The organism is Acidisarcina sp., from assembly GCA_035539175.1.
Classification (GTDB): Bacteria; Acidobacteriota; Terriglobia; order Terriglobales; family Acidobacteriaceae; genus JANXZS01.
In genome coordinates, this window is the sequence record DATLIY010000010.1 from 71,892 (window position 1) to 88,260 (window position 16,369).

The following is a 16,369-nucleotide window of genomic DNA, read 5'->3' on the forward strand; positions in this document are numbered from 1 at the left end:
GATTCTTTTGCTACATCCAGTCAGGGGGACTCCTTTCGCTTTGGGACAAGCAGAACCCAGAACAAAATAGCAGCAATCCCCGCGATGGCTGCTATACCGCGCAATGATATAGGGTATCCATATTTGGCGAAACCCAGCCCCGCGCAGGCTGCCGCGACCATCTGCATTGCAGAGATAACCAGACTGTTGGACGCCGCCGCCCACCCGCGCTGATCCGCATCCACTTGATTCATAAGCAAGCTATATGTTCCCGGCTCATTCATCCACTGAAACGCGGTGAAGCCAACATAGACGACCATGGCTTGCAACGGAGTGTGGGTCAAAGCAAGTAAGGCTAGACAGAGAGCCGTCGCGCACTGCGTGTACACAATACCGCGCACCAGGCCCCACCGCCGAAATACAAGTGGAGCGCTAAAGACCGCCACTACCTGCAGCAATTGGGAAACTGAAAAGATCGTCCCAACCTGAGGAAGGGGAAGATGCAAGTGGTGAGCAAAGTAGACATTCGCAAAGGGACTAAACGAACCCGTCACCAGACTCCATACAGCAATCGCAGGCAGGAACCGAGCGAGAAAAGGAGAAAAGAAGGGTCTGTTCTGGGCAGGAATACTGGGACGAGGAAACTTAAGCTGCGCCGCAGGTATCAAGCTCAGCGCTGCGATGCCGCACGAGAAAAGTAAGACTATCCGCTCCGGCTCGACGGCACGAGATATGACGGGAAAACCAGTAAATATTCCAGGCAGCCTGCCTCCCGCTAGCCCCGCCATCGCTCCAACACCGATCCCCAGAGAAAAAAAGAGGCTGAATGCAAATGGACGCTGCCTCTCATCTGTTAATTGCGCAACAGCGGGAGCAATGCAAATCGCCCAGATAGAAAGCGCAACTCCAGATACAAAAGCGAGAACAAGCTGCCCCTCGAATTCAAGCCACAGTGCGCGACTGGAGAATATAGAAACCGCAAGCAAGATACAGGAAAGCAGAGTAAGCCGAAGCCCACATCTTTGAATCAACCTACCCGCCGGGATCGCACCGGCTAAATTTCCCGCCGCCATTGCACTCGTTAAGAAACCAAGTCGCATCTCTGAATAGCCATGACTCATGAGAAACAGGTTGAACAGAAAGAAGTAGATGGACAGGCCTAGGTCAAAAAAAAAGATGCTCCGAGAAAGGTCCAGAACCGCTTGCCAAGTTGCCGTTGCAACAGCCACCATTCGAAGCCGTGAAAAAGCATTGCAGGTACCAGATATGCTTGCGTCACGGTACGGGATACCAGATAGGAAATGTACTGAATATTAGGACGCGTGCTTATTTTTCTGGTGCGCCTATGCCTTAACCCAATTGCAGGCGAACTTCTGCTGGGAATCTTCTTTGGGACAATAGCCCGGAATAGAACGGCTCGCTTTTCCTTTGCAGTTGACAGCAATGCCGCATGCAGCAAAACCCAATCTCTGTTCAGTCGGAACATCCCTTCAAGAGAAGACCCGGAGAACAAGCGCAGCCATTGCGCCACGCCCGGAGAGAGTTGGAGGATTTCTGCATCTACACTCTGATGAACATCACAGCGGAACCATGCCTTCGCGTGCGCAAAAGCAATGGCCTCAAGTGAACGCTGGTAATTGGAGTGTGTAGCCGTCCACTCGTCCCAAAAGCCATCATCGTTCGCGTGTTCATGAAGGAACCGCGACAATTCATAGACGTGGTGAACAACCCAGTCCCCTGCCAATATATTGCGCAGAATGTGAAGAGCAAGATAGCCGAGGTGATCGATTCTGTTTAGCGCCGGAAACTTGATCTCCTCCAATGTCCTGCTTACTCGTCGATTCCACAATAGTTCAACGTCCGCAACCGGTAACATCAAGATAGGTTCATTCCATAGACAAAAGTGAAGCTCGATGGAAAGCGGCATATCCGGGTCGAACGGATTTCCTCGCCACGCCCAAGACCCACGGCGAATCATCGCAGGGAGATGATCGGCGCGACTATATTCCATGGACCTCTCCGCTTCATAGCCGATGCCTTCCAGCGCAGTCTTTGCGCGTTCCAACCCTTCCAATGGGCAAAACAAATCAAGATCAGATTGAGTTCGGAGGCGAGGATTCTTTACATAATCTGGAGATTGAGTGAATCCCTTGAGCACCATAAATTCGATATGTGCTCTCTCCAGTGCTGCTGCAGCCTCTTCGTAAGTTCTCTTGACACGTTCAAACCGCGCTTCGTTGTCGGCCACATTTCTCTTTAGCCGTTCTGCTACCCATTGCGGGAAGCCGTCACTTCGCACTTCAGAAAGAAATAAGGTTAGATGTGCTAGATCTGCGACTTCAAGCAGTTGGCTCCACTGATTCGCAGTCAACTCCTGCAGTGCCGTTGTACTTGCACCTTTGAGCTGGAGTGCAGCCATCAGAGCAATAAACTCGGGTTGGACTCGCGAAACCGGAATTCTGTTGCAGATATTTTGTGTGTTCATCGAGGTTCACCGCCCAGAGTTTGCGAGTAGTTCAAGCCGCTCTACGGCCCAATCCAAATCCTTGTAGCGCAGCTCGAACGTCTCTGCCTCGAGCACCCGCCGAATTGCAGCCTCCTGCGCAGAATAGGAATCGACTGTTTTGATCAGATCATGGATGAATCGCTGCAACAGCCGCTCCTTGGCTAGAGGAAGGAGTTTCGGGCTTCCCACATCGCGCCGGTTGAGGAAGACGATGTACTCGACTGACGCGGAATCGGCCGTAGCCAACGCAGGAAGCTCGACCATAGGAACCTCGATGGAGGGCTTGCCGACCGCACGGGGAGTAACGGTTCGTCCTTCTATTTCCGGGAAGAGTTCAGCAGCGGTAACTCGGAAACGAATCTGATGTGAATTCCCGACGACTATACGATCATCACGGTTTAAAGGAACATAAGTTGCATCATCCGATGTATATGTCCATCCTGCACGAACACACGCGAATGCCAGAGAAGATTTTCCGGCGCCCGAGTCACCGCATAGCAGCACCCCCCGGCCCTCCAAGCTCACGCACGCAGCATGGAGCGGGGCAGCACGCAGAGAAGCAATCATCGAGTACCCTGCAGCCTCCAGCATGTGATATCTCAAGTACAAAGTCGAGTACGCGGTTGATCTCGTAACCCAACCAAAAGAACGACCTTCCTTGAGATTGCACACTACGAAGTTACGACTGTCTGCGATATTCAAGAGCAGGTTCCACTGAAGTCTGCAGAGCGGAGCCGGAGGTATTTCATGATCGCCTGAGTCCTCGGTTACTCCAATCTGGAGCACAAGGGGTGGCAGCGCAAACTTGAACTGAAAACGTCTCCAGCTTTCTCTGGCTGCCTCTATGACCGCAGGTGAATTAGTGGCAACTTCGATCGGAAAACCGAGGGGGAAATATAGAATCCGCAGCGGCAGAGCCGCATTCGCTAACAGCGGGTCACTGTCAGTTCTAGTCACGATGCCTTCTGCCATCTTTCCATTTGCATTGAGCATGTAGCCCTCGCCTTCATCTGTTCCTGCCTCAATCCCGGCGACTTCATCTCTCTCGGAAAAGCTCTTATCTATCTGTGCTGTCGTCGTTGCCTGTATAGATTCGTGGCTCTCCCAGAGAACCCGATGGTGGTAAATGCCGCAAATAAAGTACGATTGCCCACATATCTTCATCACTCAGAATTCCGCGCGAAGCCGGCATGCCAGAAGGCGAAACTCCATTCTCGATAACCCATTTCAACTGGCCGTCACTGTAGCTCTGAACCTCCTGCGATGCTAGAGAAGGAACTGGGGGAGACATTCTTGCCGCGAAGGGAACACCTGTATTCTGGCCATCCGCCCCATGACATACCACGCAGTAGAACCCAAACGCATGCTTGCCCATCTCCAGTGATTCGGCATCATCCTTCATCGGGTTTCTCACTTGCCTGTTGCCAACGGTCAGGTGATGTTTTATCCACTGCATCAACTGAATTTCACGCTTTCCGGGCGTTGAAACACGGCAGCCCCCCAGGGTAAGACAAATAATATTGATGGCGATGAGTTTAAAAGTACGTCGTCGCATTCCTTTGCCTACTTCACGTGGATAGTAAAGAGCATCGATCCGTGACCGCTTCCGCAAAACCTTCCACACTGTCCGCGATAATCTCCCGTAGTGGCTGGAGTAAATGTCACTTCGGATGTGCGCCCCTTAGATATGGTCTGATTGATGCCCAGTTCTCTAATCGTTAGGCTGTGAGAGACGTCGTCCGATATAAGCTCCAGCGTGACAGTTTCTCCATTCTTTACTGTGATCTCCGCAGGCACAAAGGCGAAACGATGTGCATGGACCTCTATCCTGCGACTTGTTTCATGAACCTCCGACGATGTTTGCAAATGGACAAGAACACCTGAAAGGCTCAGCGTAAGAATTAACCAGGAACAATTCATAGTGTTATGGAGTCCTCTATATCTCACATATCCCGCTCATATAAATGTTCTCTCTTATGGAACAAGAGTGTTGTTATGGTGCTAGGTACCGGAGAAGAAGTTGCTCGTCCTCGCGGGATAAGCGTGCCCGAACCCGCATGTGCATAATCACCGTTCCAGTGACCCGCGGTGCAAGGCTCATCGGGAGCGCGTGACAGCGTCCGCAGTTCGCGATAAAGACCTGTTCGCCTGTATTCGACGGGTTAGTTCGCGTTGAGGATGGCTTTTCTTTGACGGACTGGCGCGGTGATTCACCAATCTTCGACGAGCCACCTGCCATAGCCACTACGCAGAGAAGAATCAGGGAACCAATGCATGCGAGACAGGATTTCATCTTTCCCCCTCCCGCCAGAGTGGAAGACTGAATCGGTAGGTTAGTCCAACGTTCCAGACATTTATATTTCGGCTCACGCTAAAGCTTCTTCCGTAGCTCGAGACTATCCGGATGTCGTCGCGCAGGTAGTAGTTGATACCAACATCGGTGCGTTGCGTGTTGGTACGTGGCAGGCTGTTGCCACCACCATGCAACGGCACAACCTGCTGCATGCGCCCTACCACTTGAATGTGCCGCAAAAAGGACGGTATCGTAGGCCCCTCGAAAAGATAAGAGGTCTCCAGCCAGTATCCATTCCCGTTGTAGCTATAGTCGTACTCTGCCTTCAAGTCGAGATGTATAGCCTTGGGCTGCCAGGAGACATACGTGGCGACGCTGTTGATCTGATGGTTCTGAAGGACGCGTTGATAGGAAACACCCGCTTCAACACGCGGCTTTGGCCAATAGAGGCTTCCATCTCCGCCGGCAGCACGCCCGGAAACTAACTGCTCAATGTTGCTAGGCGCAGAAAAATAGGCAGTGTATTGGACGGTGTAGGATGGCATCTGCACAGCCACTCCGCGCAGCATGAGGCCATCTCCTGCTCCAGTCGGACGTGTACCAATGGTCGCAGTGATTGGAGCATCCTGAAGGTCTTTGATCCAGATCGGTTGTAACCGCTCGTTGTAGAGCCCGAAGGGAAGAAGGTATCTTCCAGCCGTAACAATTACGTACGAATTCATTAGCCAGTCGAACTGTGCGAACTCTATAGTCTTGAAGACTTTCCCTTTAAATGTGCCGTAAGTTCGGTTCTGATGTTGAAAGAAGCCAGTGAAGTCGACGCGAGATTCAAGAAGCACATGTCGCCCGAACGGTACAACTAGGACTGGATCGATCTGCGGCTCCAGCGAAGTCACTCCACCATTAACGCTGTGGACGTACCCCATTCCTCCGGAGAGCAGCGGCACATGTCCGGCATGGTCCTCCATCTCCTGCGCAGATAGAGTGAAAGAGGCTCCAGCAGCAAGCGCAAGACAAAATGCGATCTGTTGGAATTGGTGCAACATATCTATACCGCATTCCTAAAGAGGCTGCGCGCGCCCGATTCATTGCTTTAGGTATCTCCAAAGCAATAGAGCTGAGTATAGGAAGAACATAATTCGCATCTGTCATTGTGATGTCATTGCTTTGTCACGATTCGGCAATAGATGAGTAGCCGTACAGGTTAGCAATAAATATGAAGACTTGAAATCAGTACGGAGATAGATCGTGATCGGCTCTGGTCTGACAAGGCAAAAGGCAAAATGACACAAAGAGGACAACTCAATGACAAATCATTTGGCGTTTGTCAACGATACTGATGCTCATTTGTTACGGAGACATTGGAAGCGAAGGAGTCAAAGGTGGCTACTGTTGCACGGGAAGGCTCTTGGAGCATCTCAAGAGCGAAGCGATTTCTGGATGTCATGGCGTCACTTGTTGCCATCCTGCTACTCGCTCCATTCATACCTTTCCTGGCACTAATGGTGAAGTTGTCAACGAAGGATTCCATTATATTTACGCAACAGCGTGCCGGAAGGCATGGCAGGCTATTTACCATCTTCAAGTTTCGAACGATGAAGAGCTGCCTGACACTGGAAGGCAACCTTGCAATCACTGTTCGCGGCGATCCCCGCATTACGAGGCTAGGTGCCTTTCTCCGACGGCACAAGTTGGATGAACTGCCTCAGTTCTACAACGTGCTGAGGGGTGAAATGAGTCTGGTAGGGCCTCGTCCAAAGCTTCCGCATCACGTAGGCATGGAAATGCCTTTTCGCCCAGGTCTTACAGGCGCGGCAACGCTGGCATTCCACCGGGAGGAAGAGATGCTTCAGCTCATTCCTACTCATGAGCTGGATGGGTTCTATGAGAATACGGTAAAGCCGCTGAAGGCATGGCTTGATTGGGAGTATATGGAAAATGCCACGCTCTTCAGCGATCTTGCATTGATGATCCATACCATCATCGCTTGTATTGGCTTCGCATCGGAAGAGCCAGCGCGAGCACAGATCGCCGATACAAGTGACAATCCCATGACATATCTATGACAAAACAAGCCAACGAGTCATAGATACTCGGTTGCAACTTCTGTCCGTTTGGGAAGGCGGAATCACGATGATTGCAGATTCGGCGAAGAGCTCTTGTATTGGGATACTTGCTGCCAGCCTAGTAACCATTTGCACCTCGTTCGCTCAGAGTCCGGGAACGGGCGCTATTGTGGGCACAGTGACCGATCCTTCCAATGGCGCAGTCCCCAGCTCACAAGTATCGGTCGTCAACGATGGGACTCAGGCATTGCGCTCGGTAGTGACTTCAAATGAAGGACTGTTTAGGGCTTCTCTGCTTCCTCCCGGTGTGTACCGCGTGTCAGCAGAAGCACCTGGATTTGAGCGGAAGGTGGTCCACTCGGTACGTGTATTGGCAGGTGAAAGCACAACGATTGGGCTTAGGCTCACGATCGGAAAAGCAGACGAGACAGTGCAGGTGACAGCCAATCCGGAGTTACTGCAGACAGAGAGTTCCACCTTGGGCAGCGCAGTTGACGATCGAACTGTCCAGGCTCTTCCGCTTGCCAATCGCAATTACACGCAAATTCTTGCTCTATCGCCCGGTGTTGTTGTTGAACTTCCCAATGCGGCCGCATTGGGAAGGAATAACCAGAATGTTTCGGCGAATGGCGCAAAAACTACCGCCAACAATTTTCAGTTCAATGGAATAGACGCGAACAATCTGTCGCAGAACTCTGCTTCTGGCTACCAATCCGAAGTGGGGACGGCCATACCCGCCCCTGACACGGTCGAAGATTTCAGGGTGCAAACGGGCGGCTATGATGCCGGATATGGAAGAGGTACCGGAGCTAATGTGGACTTCATCAGCAAAACTGGCACCGATACATATCACGGCAGCCTATGGGAATTTCTGCGCAATGATGTATTGAATGCGAATGACTTCTTCGCAAAGAGGAACGGTCAGCCTCGTCCTGTTGTCAAGCAGAACCAGTTTGGATTTACCGTCGGCGGTCCTATCCGCCGCAACAAGGCGTTCTTTTTCGCAGGCTATCAAGGAACGATACAGAGAAACGGCGATTCCAGCCTCTCTCTTGTTACGGCAGTTCTTCCCCAGATTGGCGTGGATCGGTCTGCATCTGGACTCGGTGCGAAATTTTGTCCTGCGAACAATCCTGGCAACCCCGGTTATTTGACCTTTGCTGGCGGTCAACAGATCGCCTGCGATGGCTCCAACATGAATCCAGTTGCTCTAGCTTTTCTCAACTTCAAATTCAAAGATGGTAAATTTGCAATTCCCAACCCGCAGACAAATCTGCCGAACGATCCACAACAACTACCGATCGGCGAATCCACGTACTCGATACCTGCAGACTATCGCGAAGACCAATTCACTCTAAATGCAGACCAGACGCTATCGGCAAGGAACCAACTGGATGGGAGATTCTTTTACTCACGCGCTTCGACTGGCGAGCCATTCTCACCCTTTGGCGCTACTGTGCCTGGCTGGGGAACAAATGAGCTGGACCAGAACCACATGTTTGTTCTTTCGGACACGCACGTATTTAGCTCGAGCTTTGTAAATGTCATGCGGTTCGGCTACATGAGATTTGATGGCGACGCGGTAATTGCTCAGCCTATCAATGCATCTGACGTTGGAATGGCAACTCCTTCCGGCTTGCCAGAGACTCCAGGCCTTACGATCGATGGGCTCTTCACAATCGGTACTGCAGGGCAGCCCTTCTACTGGCAGAACACAAACACATATGTGTGGCAGGATAATGTATCACTCAGCCGGGGAAGACATACCATAAGGCTCGGCGCGGAGGCGAAGCGCCATCAGGTTGATGTGAATGTTCCCTTTGTGAGCGACGGCTTTCTCGAGATCCGGAGTCTTCCTGACTTTCTTCTTGGCGAAAGCGCGAGCCAGAACGGCAGCACAATCAGTAATATTTTTTCCGTTACGGGATCGTCCGGCATATTCCGCAAGGACGAACGTTATACCGACTTTTCCGGATTTGTTCAGGATGACGTCAAGCTGCAATCCTGGTTTACGCTCAACGCTGGCATACGCTATGAGGTGTTCGGGCCACCATCTGAGACACAAGGCCGCTTGCCAACATTCGATCCATCGATAGCCACTCCAACTGCGCCCCCAGAGGGTACGCTCAGCGGTTTTGTGCTACCAGGCAATTATCATGGGCCTCTTCCTTCCGGCGTCATCAAGTCATCTCACGCAGGTATGTGGGCAGCGGACTACACCGATATATCGCCACGCATCGGGTTTGCTGCACGTTTACGGAACAATTCGAGGCTGGTACTGCGAGGTGGCTATGGCATCTACTACGACCGCATGTCTGGAGACCTGGCAGAGCAAACAGTCGGCCAGCCACCATTCTCCTTCAAGCAGTCTTTACAGGGCGTGCAAAATGGAAGCGCAACCCTGCAACAGCCATACAACCCTGCACTCCCCTCAAGCGCAAGCTTCCCGATATTTCTTCCTAGAGTGCCCGGCGGGGGATTGTCCCTTGCCGCCATCTCCCCGCGACTTAAGGACCCATACGTGCAGCAGTACAACCTGAACCTTCAATTCGAACTGACGAGCGACGCACTGTGGGAGATAGGCTACGTCGGTTCAAAATCGACTCATATAGCCGGGTGCCTGGAGTTTAATCAGGCGCTGCTTGCCAGTACGCAAAAACCCATTAATGGAGAAACTACAAATACGAACGAGAATATTGTTCAGCGACTTCCGTTTAGTGGAATCGGGCCAGGCTCCTACATCTGCCAGACAACCTTCGATGGAAACTACAACTCGCTCCAGACCAGTCTGACGAAGCGTCTCTCACACGGCCTGCAGTTTCTGGCGAGCTATACATGGTCCAAGAGTCTCGACACCCTCAGCGGGTCGGGAGGACTCTCAAATTTCGAATTAGGCTTTCTGACCAATGACCAGACAAACCAGCGCCAGGCCCGAGGACTTAGCGACTTCGATCGAGCGCAACGTGCAGTACTCAGCCTTCTCTACGCGCCTCCTTCCCTCTCCACTGGCCCATTGCTATTGAGAGGCGCGCTCTCGCACTGGCAGGTGTCAACCATTGCTGTAATTCAGTCCGGAACGCCCATCACGGTGATCGATACGAATGCAGGGAGTGTGTATGGGAATCTTGCCGGCTTCATGCGTGCCGAATGCACCGGGCTCAATCCAGCCACTAAGGGATCGGTATATACGCGGCTTAATGGTTACTTGAATCCAGATGCGTTTACTTCAGCTCCCGTCATCGGCGATGGCACCGGATTCGGAAATTGCGGGGTCGGAATCCTCAGAGCACCGATTCAGAGAAATATCGATCTGGCATTGGAGCGTACATTCCCTATTAGAGACTGGAGTGCACTGCATTTTCGCGCTGAATTCTTCAATCTTACAAATACGCCGAATTTTGGCGGCCCGATCAGCAACCTCGCCTCAGGAGGCGCCTTCGGACTAATCACCTCCACAACGAACAACCCACGAATTATCCAGTTTGCATTGAAGTATTCATTTTGACTCTAACCTCATAGAACAAGGCGGTGGAATGCGTTCAGCCATCCCACCGCCTTGTTCTATGCAAATGGAAAGCGGAAGTATCCGCTTTCCCCGGTCTTCTTTTCTGGGTTACTTAACCTTGCCTAGCAGGTTACTGCTGGCAGCTTGGGTTGTGCGCATCTGGCAGGGCGAGAAAGGTAATGCTCGCAGGGGCGAACACGATCTTACCCGAGTGTGGTGCCTCACCTTTCAGTTCAGGCAAAGCATCGTCTGCGCCCAGCTTCAGCTCAAGGCCATTCAATTCAACCTGCTTATCCATCATGTCCTTGGCAGTGAGCGTATAGCGTTCAGCCGCTGTTGCAATTCCAAGCGACTGCGCTTCATCCTTGCTGGCATTGATGGCCAGAAGGGTTACGCCGCCGGGATGATTCGGCAGGCATTGTGCGTAGAGATGCAGGCTGGACGCAGGAGAGGCTCCGGGATCGAGTACCGTGGTTCCCATGAACTTGCTCCACAGCAGAGCAGCCCAGTAGTTAGGGCGCGGCTCGTAGGTCTTCTCATCCAGCAGACCGTAGTCGCTGGCGGCCAGCGTGTTGTGCATGTGGACCTGGACGCCGCGTTTGGCCAGGCTGCCCAACTGGTTGAGGTAGCGGAAGCTATCCAGGAAGGTGGAGGCCCAGCGGTCGCCACCGCAGGCAGTTTGTGCAGTCTCGGTATTCCACATGGGCTTTCCCGGCTCAAAGCGGTCGCGGAGAGCGCCGTAAAACTGTTCGCTTTTCTCTCCGCGTGAGAGCCATTCATCGGAGAGCGCTGCTTCGGCAGTAGTTGTTGCCGCTAGTCCTACTGACTTACAGCGGGCGGAAACACCGCCATAGGTGTGGTAAGAAAAGCCATCGAATGCCGGGCCGGTCACCGAGAGAATATCTTCGGTCTTCATGATACCCGTAAAGATTGCCATTGACGCGAGCGCCGACCCCTCGCCAACTCCACCGGGGCCAAGTACCAGCATGCCAGGAGCGTCGTGCTTTGCGAAGGCGCGAAATGCGACGATATCGCGGCCAAAGGCTGCGGCGTCATACCCCTTCGGCGCCCCGCCCGTCTCCGGCATGGTCGGCTCGTTCATGAATTCGGCTGCCGCAATGCTGCCGCCGATGGACTTGGTATAGGCAAAGATCTGTTGCGCCTGGTCCGGGGTCCACACTCCTTCAGCGTTGCGGGTGCCCGGGCTGACTGCAACCGAGGTGACAATCTTCGCATTCACAGCATTGGCAAAATCGACTACGCCCTTCCACTGCTGCCGGGTGAGTACGCTCTTGAAGCCCGCGGGCGGGGTGTTTGGCGCCGGATCATCCGAGTTCTGAAAGAAGGTAGTGTTTGCCCAGGTGCCGCTGACGCGCACATAGACAGGTCCCAGTGCTGCGGCCAGTTTGCGCAGGCGGGCATTGTAGAGATTGATCGGCTGACGATATTCAAAGAGAGACGGGTCCATTCCGGAGGGCTGATTTGCCTCCGGCTGCTTCACTTCTGCCTTGCTGGCATATGGCCGCCAGAAGCGCCCGCCGGTAACTTCGACCATCTCGATGTTGTACGACTGGAAGCGCGGATCGATTGTGCCAACGCGCGGCATAGTTTTGGGCGTAACGGGCGAAGCCGACGCGTCTGCAGGAGCCGCAAAACACGCCACCGCTCCAAACATCACCAAGGCTGCACTTGCCAGCAGCCCAAGGTTTTTCTTCCTCATCATGTTATTTTCCTTTCAAAACTGTTTCTGGGGTTCTGATGGTTCGGTCGCAGCTTACTGCATGGCATAGATCCCACGCTATAACTGCATCGTGCATCTTGGAGCCCGTGTGCTGCACAGCGGAGGGAGGATGACTCTCACAAAAAAGGTGTAGTCTCCCCTTCCTCCGCTATCAGCGATCTAGAACTGCAGGCGCAGCGCGAATTGAATCTCACGCGGTGTATAGCCCACAGTCATCTGCGTCAGCTGTCCAAAGGTGTGCGAGGGCATCGTAGCGGACGGTGCGGCGAAGTTGGCCGTGTTGGTCAGGTTGAAGCACTCCGTGCGGAACTGCAGTGATTTTTCGTTAGCGAGATTGAAGGTCTTGAAGAGCGAGACATCCACGTGACGGCTATGCGGTCCCTGGTACTGGTTCCTTCTTTCGTCGCCCAGGGTTCCTTTTGGTTGCGCGGCAAAGGCCGCAGTGTTGAAGAAGTTGTGTACGCCCTGGTGGACAGGATTGGGACTGACTCCGGGAACCAGGTTGGGGCGATCCGTGGCATTCGATCCAGGATTGGTTTGGCTGATGTTGACAGCGTTCAGGACCGTGAACGGTAGTCCAGTTCCCCACACATTCATCACGTTGAACTGCCAGTTCTTCTCAATCGTGCTGCGCAGACCAGAGGTACCGTTGCCGAGCGGCAAAGCGTAGTGCAACGTTCCGACGATGTGCTGCCGAACGTCAAAGTTACTGTTGCCGTAGTCGCGGGTGCTGGAGAGAGCCATCACGCTGCCAAAGCCGGAGGAGTCGCGATTCCACTCGCGCGCATTGTCCAGTGCATGCGCCAGAGTATAGGTAAAGTTGCCGCTTAACCCGTGGCCAATGGCATGCGAGTAATCGGCTTGCATGGCGTTGTAGTTCGAGCTGCCCTCAGTGTCGGTATATTGCACCGTGGTCAGATTCGGAGCGACGTTGTAGAGCGGGCGGTGTACCTGAGGATTTGGATCGGCAGTCGGCAGGGGGCCATTCGCGTCGGGGAACTGACGAGAGAGATGGTGCCCCAGAGAACCGACATAGGAGACGCGAACCATATCCTTGGCTCCTACCTTGCGATCGAACCCGATGTTGTACTGCTGCATGGCGAGATCCTTCAGGTTCTCAGCACGGCCGCCACCCATGACCAGGCCGGAGGCTGGATCGATACTCGGTCGAGTGACAGTAGGCAGGCCATCCGAGAGGGTGCTGTAGTGCTTTCCCTGTCCATCGACGCAGGTTGCAGGGTTGCATGTGCCGAAGGTGTAGGCAAACGGAGCAACCTTAAACTGAGTTCCCTCGTAAGGCGGGAAGTAAACAATGCCATACCCGCCATGAATTGTGGTGGAGGGATTGACTGCCCATTCGAAACCAACACGAGGTCCAATGCTGGAGTAGTCGTTCCTCACGTTGGCTGTGCTGGATACGCCGTCCCGTCCCGCCACCATGATTTTGCCGGTAGATAGATTGATGTTCGCCAGTTGGTTCTTGACCGCGGTCGGTTGCGTGAAGATGTCGTACCGGAGGCCGGCGTTGATCGTCAGGTTGGAGCGCAGCTTATAGGACTCCTCGATAAAGAAGGACGGTTCCCAGGTGCGGTACTGCGGCCAGATCATGTCAACTTCGCGTTGAACGCTGATGAACTTTCCCTGCAACAACTCCGCAGGCCCCATCACCAGCCAATTGCCGAGGCTGCCTTGCGAGCCCCAGTTCGTCCACTGGCGGCGAATCAAGGAAGCACCCGCAACCAGATTGCTATTGCCGTGTGTCCAATGCACGCTGCCCTTGTAGGTGAAGGTATTGTTGGTCTGCTGTTGAGGACGGAAGTAACCACTGTTGCCCAGCGAGGAGTTTATGGTAGCGAACTGGATCATGCCCAGACCATTGGGCTCCGGCGGCACGCCCGCAGGAAGCGAACCACTGGGAAGGTTGACACCGGGTTGTCCCCAATTTTGGTTGATCGGGGTATTCGGATTCAGATCGCTGCCATGAATGTTGTTGAAGGTATAGCCTGCCAGGAAATTGGCTTCCAGCCGCGGACTGAAGATGTGTGTGTAATTGAGCGTGGAGTTGATTGCCGTTACCCACATGCCCCCGGCCATGGTGTAGGACTGGCCACCCGGCTTGATATCCATTCCATCCATATGCACATCAGGGAAGGCGCTGGGGATGTAGTCGTGTGACTTGTTGTAGTCAACGCGGGCAAAGAGCAGGTCGCGCGACGTGATGTTGTGATCGATGCGCAGGTCCGCGATGTGCGCAAAGATGCTGCCCACCGGAGCCGTCATATAAATGTCATTGCCGAGGTTGGGCTTGGGAAAGAGCTTGAAGTATTTCAAGCCAATCGGATCCATTGTGGCGCCTGCAGGGAGCATCGAAGCCGGATCCTGTTGCTGGGCCAGGGTAGGCACCAGCATCTCTGTTGGCGGACGGCCCTGGATGAGACGGAATCCTTCATAATCGCCAAAAAAGAAGGTCTTCTGCTTCCATAGCGGGCCACTGATACTGCCGCCATACTGGTTCTGGCGTACCTCAGGTTTGCGTACGATCGATCCTGCGCCAAAGAGATAGGGCGTAGCGTCCAGGGCGTCATTGCGAAAGTACTCGTACAGAGCCCCATGGAACCGCTTGCCGCCACATCCAAAGCTGTTTTTTGATCGTGGCGAAATTTAGGTGTCGCGAAGAACGACAGGCAAGATTGCTACGGTAGTATGGTGCGTACTTTCGAAGACGTACCAATAGCCCACAGTGTAAGATCGTGGCTGTAAATAGCCCACAAAGCGGACGTAACAAGTGCTTGGTACGTCGCACCGTACCAAGCGATTGTTACGTCAAATTGTGCAGCCTTGCAGAGAGCGTCGAAAGGATGGAGTACGTGACCGTTCCGGAACGTCCCCAAAATGAGTGGCGCCCACAAACAGATGCCGAACGGCAAATGGTCCGGGACCAGCTGGCAAAATTACTTGCCAGCCCGCATTTTCTCAGCAGCAAGCGCTACCCAAATCTCTTACGCTTTCTTGTAGAGCAGACGCTGGATGGACGGGAAGAGACGCTGAAAGAACGGCTACTCGGTGTAGAAGTTTTTCATCGTGAGCCGGACTATGACACGAATCAGGACCCGGTAGTCCGCCGCAGTGCTGCCGAGGTCCGCAAGCGGATTGCTCTTTATTACCAGCAACCCGCCCATCAATATGAGCTGGTGATTGGGCTAAATGCTGGTTCTTACATCCCATTTTTCCAGCCAGCACCGGGCACCCCTGCCCCACTCGAACCACCCCTGCCTCCTATGCCCATTGAGACGAAGCCCCCGGAGGCAGCAGGCTCTCCGCCCTCCTTTTGGCGCTTCGTTGTGGGGATTCTCCTGGTCGAAGCCGTAGCTCTGGCCCTGGGAGGCTATTTCTATCTTCGGCCATCCGTGACAGACCAGTTTTGGGCGCCCATGCTGGCTTCCAACGGCCGGGTTACTCTGTGCGTGGGAGCGCCGGATACTGATGCTTCGACAACGCTGAACATACCGGCTCCCCCCAGCGTCTACGACGAACTGCGCCGCTCAGGGCACCTGGGAACGTCAAGCGTGTCCACGCTGATCCGCATCGGTGGAGCCCTGGAAAATCGCCACAAGGATTTCCGACTCACGCTGGCCTCGGAAACGAGCTTTCCCGAGCTGCGCGAGGGGCCGGTGGTCTTGGTCGGCGCCCTGGATAACGCCTGGACTATGCGCCTGACGCGGTCTTTGCGCTATGGATTCGTAATCGACGGCGCAATTATGTCCATCGTGGATCACACAGACCCCACCCGGAAGTGGTCTGTGTCGTTCACGCAGGCGCCTTCTTCCCTGGCGAAAGATTATGCGGTGATCGCCAGATATCACGACACCACTCTAGACCAGCCAGTCGTTCTGGCGGCGGGACTATCCCGGGAAGGAACCGAGGCGGCGGGACAGCTTCTGGCAAATCCCGCGTCTCTCAAAGCCCTCTTTCAAGATGCGTCGCGCAACCGGAAGACTGTGAATCTGGAGGCGGTGGTGGAGACACAGGTGATCGAAGGACATCCCGGGCCAAGCAGGATTGTGGCTATTGACTATTGGTAAGTCAGGATATGCACGGGAGGAGAGCCCGCCAGCAGTTTCCTCCCCGGTAATGATGGCGCGGGTATTTACCCCTGGGAAATCTCCGTTCACGCCAGTTGGCGAAGTGCAAGAACCTCGGATTCCCCACTCACTGCGGTGGTGGGTGGTGGTGGTATCCACCGCGCCCCCCCCCACCACCACCACCACCCACGCCAAGA

10 protein-coding genes are annotated in these 16,369 nt (G+C 53.9%); 3 read left to right on the plus strand and 7 right to left on the minus strand.

Going from position 1 to position 16,369, the window contains the following annotated elements:
* Nucleotides 1–20 precede the first annotated feature (20 nt).
* The 5 genes from VM554_14110 to VM554_14130 form a co-directional block, all read right to left on the minus strand.
* Complete coding sequence (locus VM554_14110) at nt 21–1,211, minus strand: MFS transporter (GenBank protein HVJ09509.1); 1,191 nt, start codon at nt 1,209–1,211, stop codon at nt 21–23.
* Complete coding sequence (locus VM554_14115; protein ID HVJ09510.1) at nt 1,139–2,464, minus strand: nucleotidyltransferase family protein; 1,326 nt, start codon at nt 2,462–2,464, stop codon at nt 1,139–1,141. The genes VM554_14110 and VM554_14115 overlap by 73 nt, the downstream gene beginning before the upstream one ends.
* Nucleotides 2,465–2,470: 6 nt before the next feature.
* Nucleotides 2,471–3,457 carry a hypothetical protein gene (locus VM554_14120; protein HVJ09511.1) on the minus strand — a complete coding sequence of 329 codons (987 nt, stop codon included), beginning with the start codon at nt 3,455–3,457 and terminating at the stop codon, nt 2,471–2,473.
* A gap of 85 nt (nt 3,458–3,542) precedes the next feature.
* Nucleotides 3,543–4,040 carry a cytochrome c gene (locus VM554_14125; GenBank protein ID HVJ09512.1) on the minus strand — a complete coding sequence of 166 codons (498 nt, stop codon included), beginning with the start codon at nt 4,038–4,040 and terminating at the stop codon, nt 3,543–3,545.
* Between the two features lie 734 nt (nt 4,041–4,774).
* Entirely contained in the window at nt 4,775–5,824 is a 1,050-nt protein-coding gene (locus tag VM554_14130) for a hypothetical protein (protein ID HVJ09513.1), read from the minus strand.
* 336 nt (nt 5,825–6,160) lie between these two features.
* On the opposite strand from VM554_14130, the gene VM554_14135 reads away from it, so the two are divergent.
* On the plus strand, nt 6,161–6,844 hold the full coding sequence (locus VM554_14135; protein HVJ09514.1) for a sugar transferase: 684 nt from the start codon (nt 6,161–6,163) through the stop codon (nt 6,842–6,844).
* Between the two features lie 67 nt (nt 6,845–6,911).
* A complete protein-coding gene (locus tag VM554_14140; GenBank protein HVJ09515.1) occupies nt 6,912–10,349 on the plus strand; it encodes a TonB-dependent receptor in 3,438 nt (1,145 codons plus the stop codon).
* 130 nt (nt 10,350–10,479) lie between these two features.
* On the opposite strand, the gene VM554_14145 is transcribed toward VM554_14140, so the two are convergent.
* Together VM554_14145 and VM554_14150 are read right to left on the minus strand one after the other, a co-directional pair.
* Nucleotides 10,480–12,072 carry a hypothetical protein gene (locus tag VM554_14145; GenBank protein HVJ09516.1) on the minus strand — a complete coding sequence of 531 codons (1,593 nt, stop codon included), beginning with the start codon at nt 12,070–12,072 and terminating at the stop codon, nt 10,480–10,482.
* A 177-nt stretch (nt 12,073–12,249) separates the two neighbouring features.
* Nucleotides 12,250–14,457, minus strand: a complete 2,208-nt coding sequence (locus tag VM554_14150) for a TonB-dependent receptor (GenBank protein HVJ09517.1) — start codon at nt 14,455–14,457, stop codon at nt 12,250–12,252.
* Nucleotides 14,458–14,957: 500 nt separating this feature from the next.
* On the opposite strand from VM554_14150, the gene VM554_14155 reads away from it, so the two are divergent.
* Entirely contained in the window at nt 14,958–16,172 is a 1,215-nt protein-coding gene (locus VM554_14155; protein HVJ09518.1) for a hypothetical protein, read from the plus strand.
* Nucleotides 16,173–16,369 lie beyond the last annotated feature (197 nt).

Coding starts and splice junctions, on each gene's coding strand:
- VM554_14110 (HVJ09509.1), bottom strand. CDS start 1,211: ATGGTGGCTGTTGCAACGGCAACTTGGCAAGCGGTTCTGGACCTTTCT.
- VM554_14115 (HVJ09510.1), bottom strand. CDS start 2,464: ATGAACACACAAAATATCTGCAACAGAATTCCGGTTTCGCGAGTCCAA.
- VM554_14120 (HVJ09511.1), bottom strand. CDS start 3,457: ATGGCAGAAGGCATCGTGACTAGAACTGACAGTGACCCGCTGTTAGCG.
- VM554_14125 (HVJ09512.1), bottom strand. CDS start 4,040: ATGCGACGACGTACTTTTAAACTCATCGCCATCAATATTATTTGTCTT.
- VM554_14130 (HVJ09513.1), bottom strand. CDS start 5,824: ATGTTGCACCAATTCCAACAGATCGCATTTTGTCTTGCGCTTGCTGCT.
- VM554_14140 (HVJ09515.1), top strand. CDS start 6,912: ATGATTGCAGATTCGGCGAAGAGCTCTTGTATTGGGATACTTGCTGCC.
- VM554_14145 (HVJ09516.1), bottom strand. CDS start 12,072: ATGATGAGGAAGAAAAACCTTGGGCTGCTGGCAAGTGCAGCCTTGGTG.
- VM554_14150 (HVJ09517.1), bottom strand. CDS start 14,457: ATGCTCCCTGCAGGCGCCACAATGGATCCGATTGGCTTGAAATACTTC.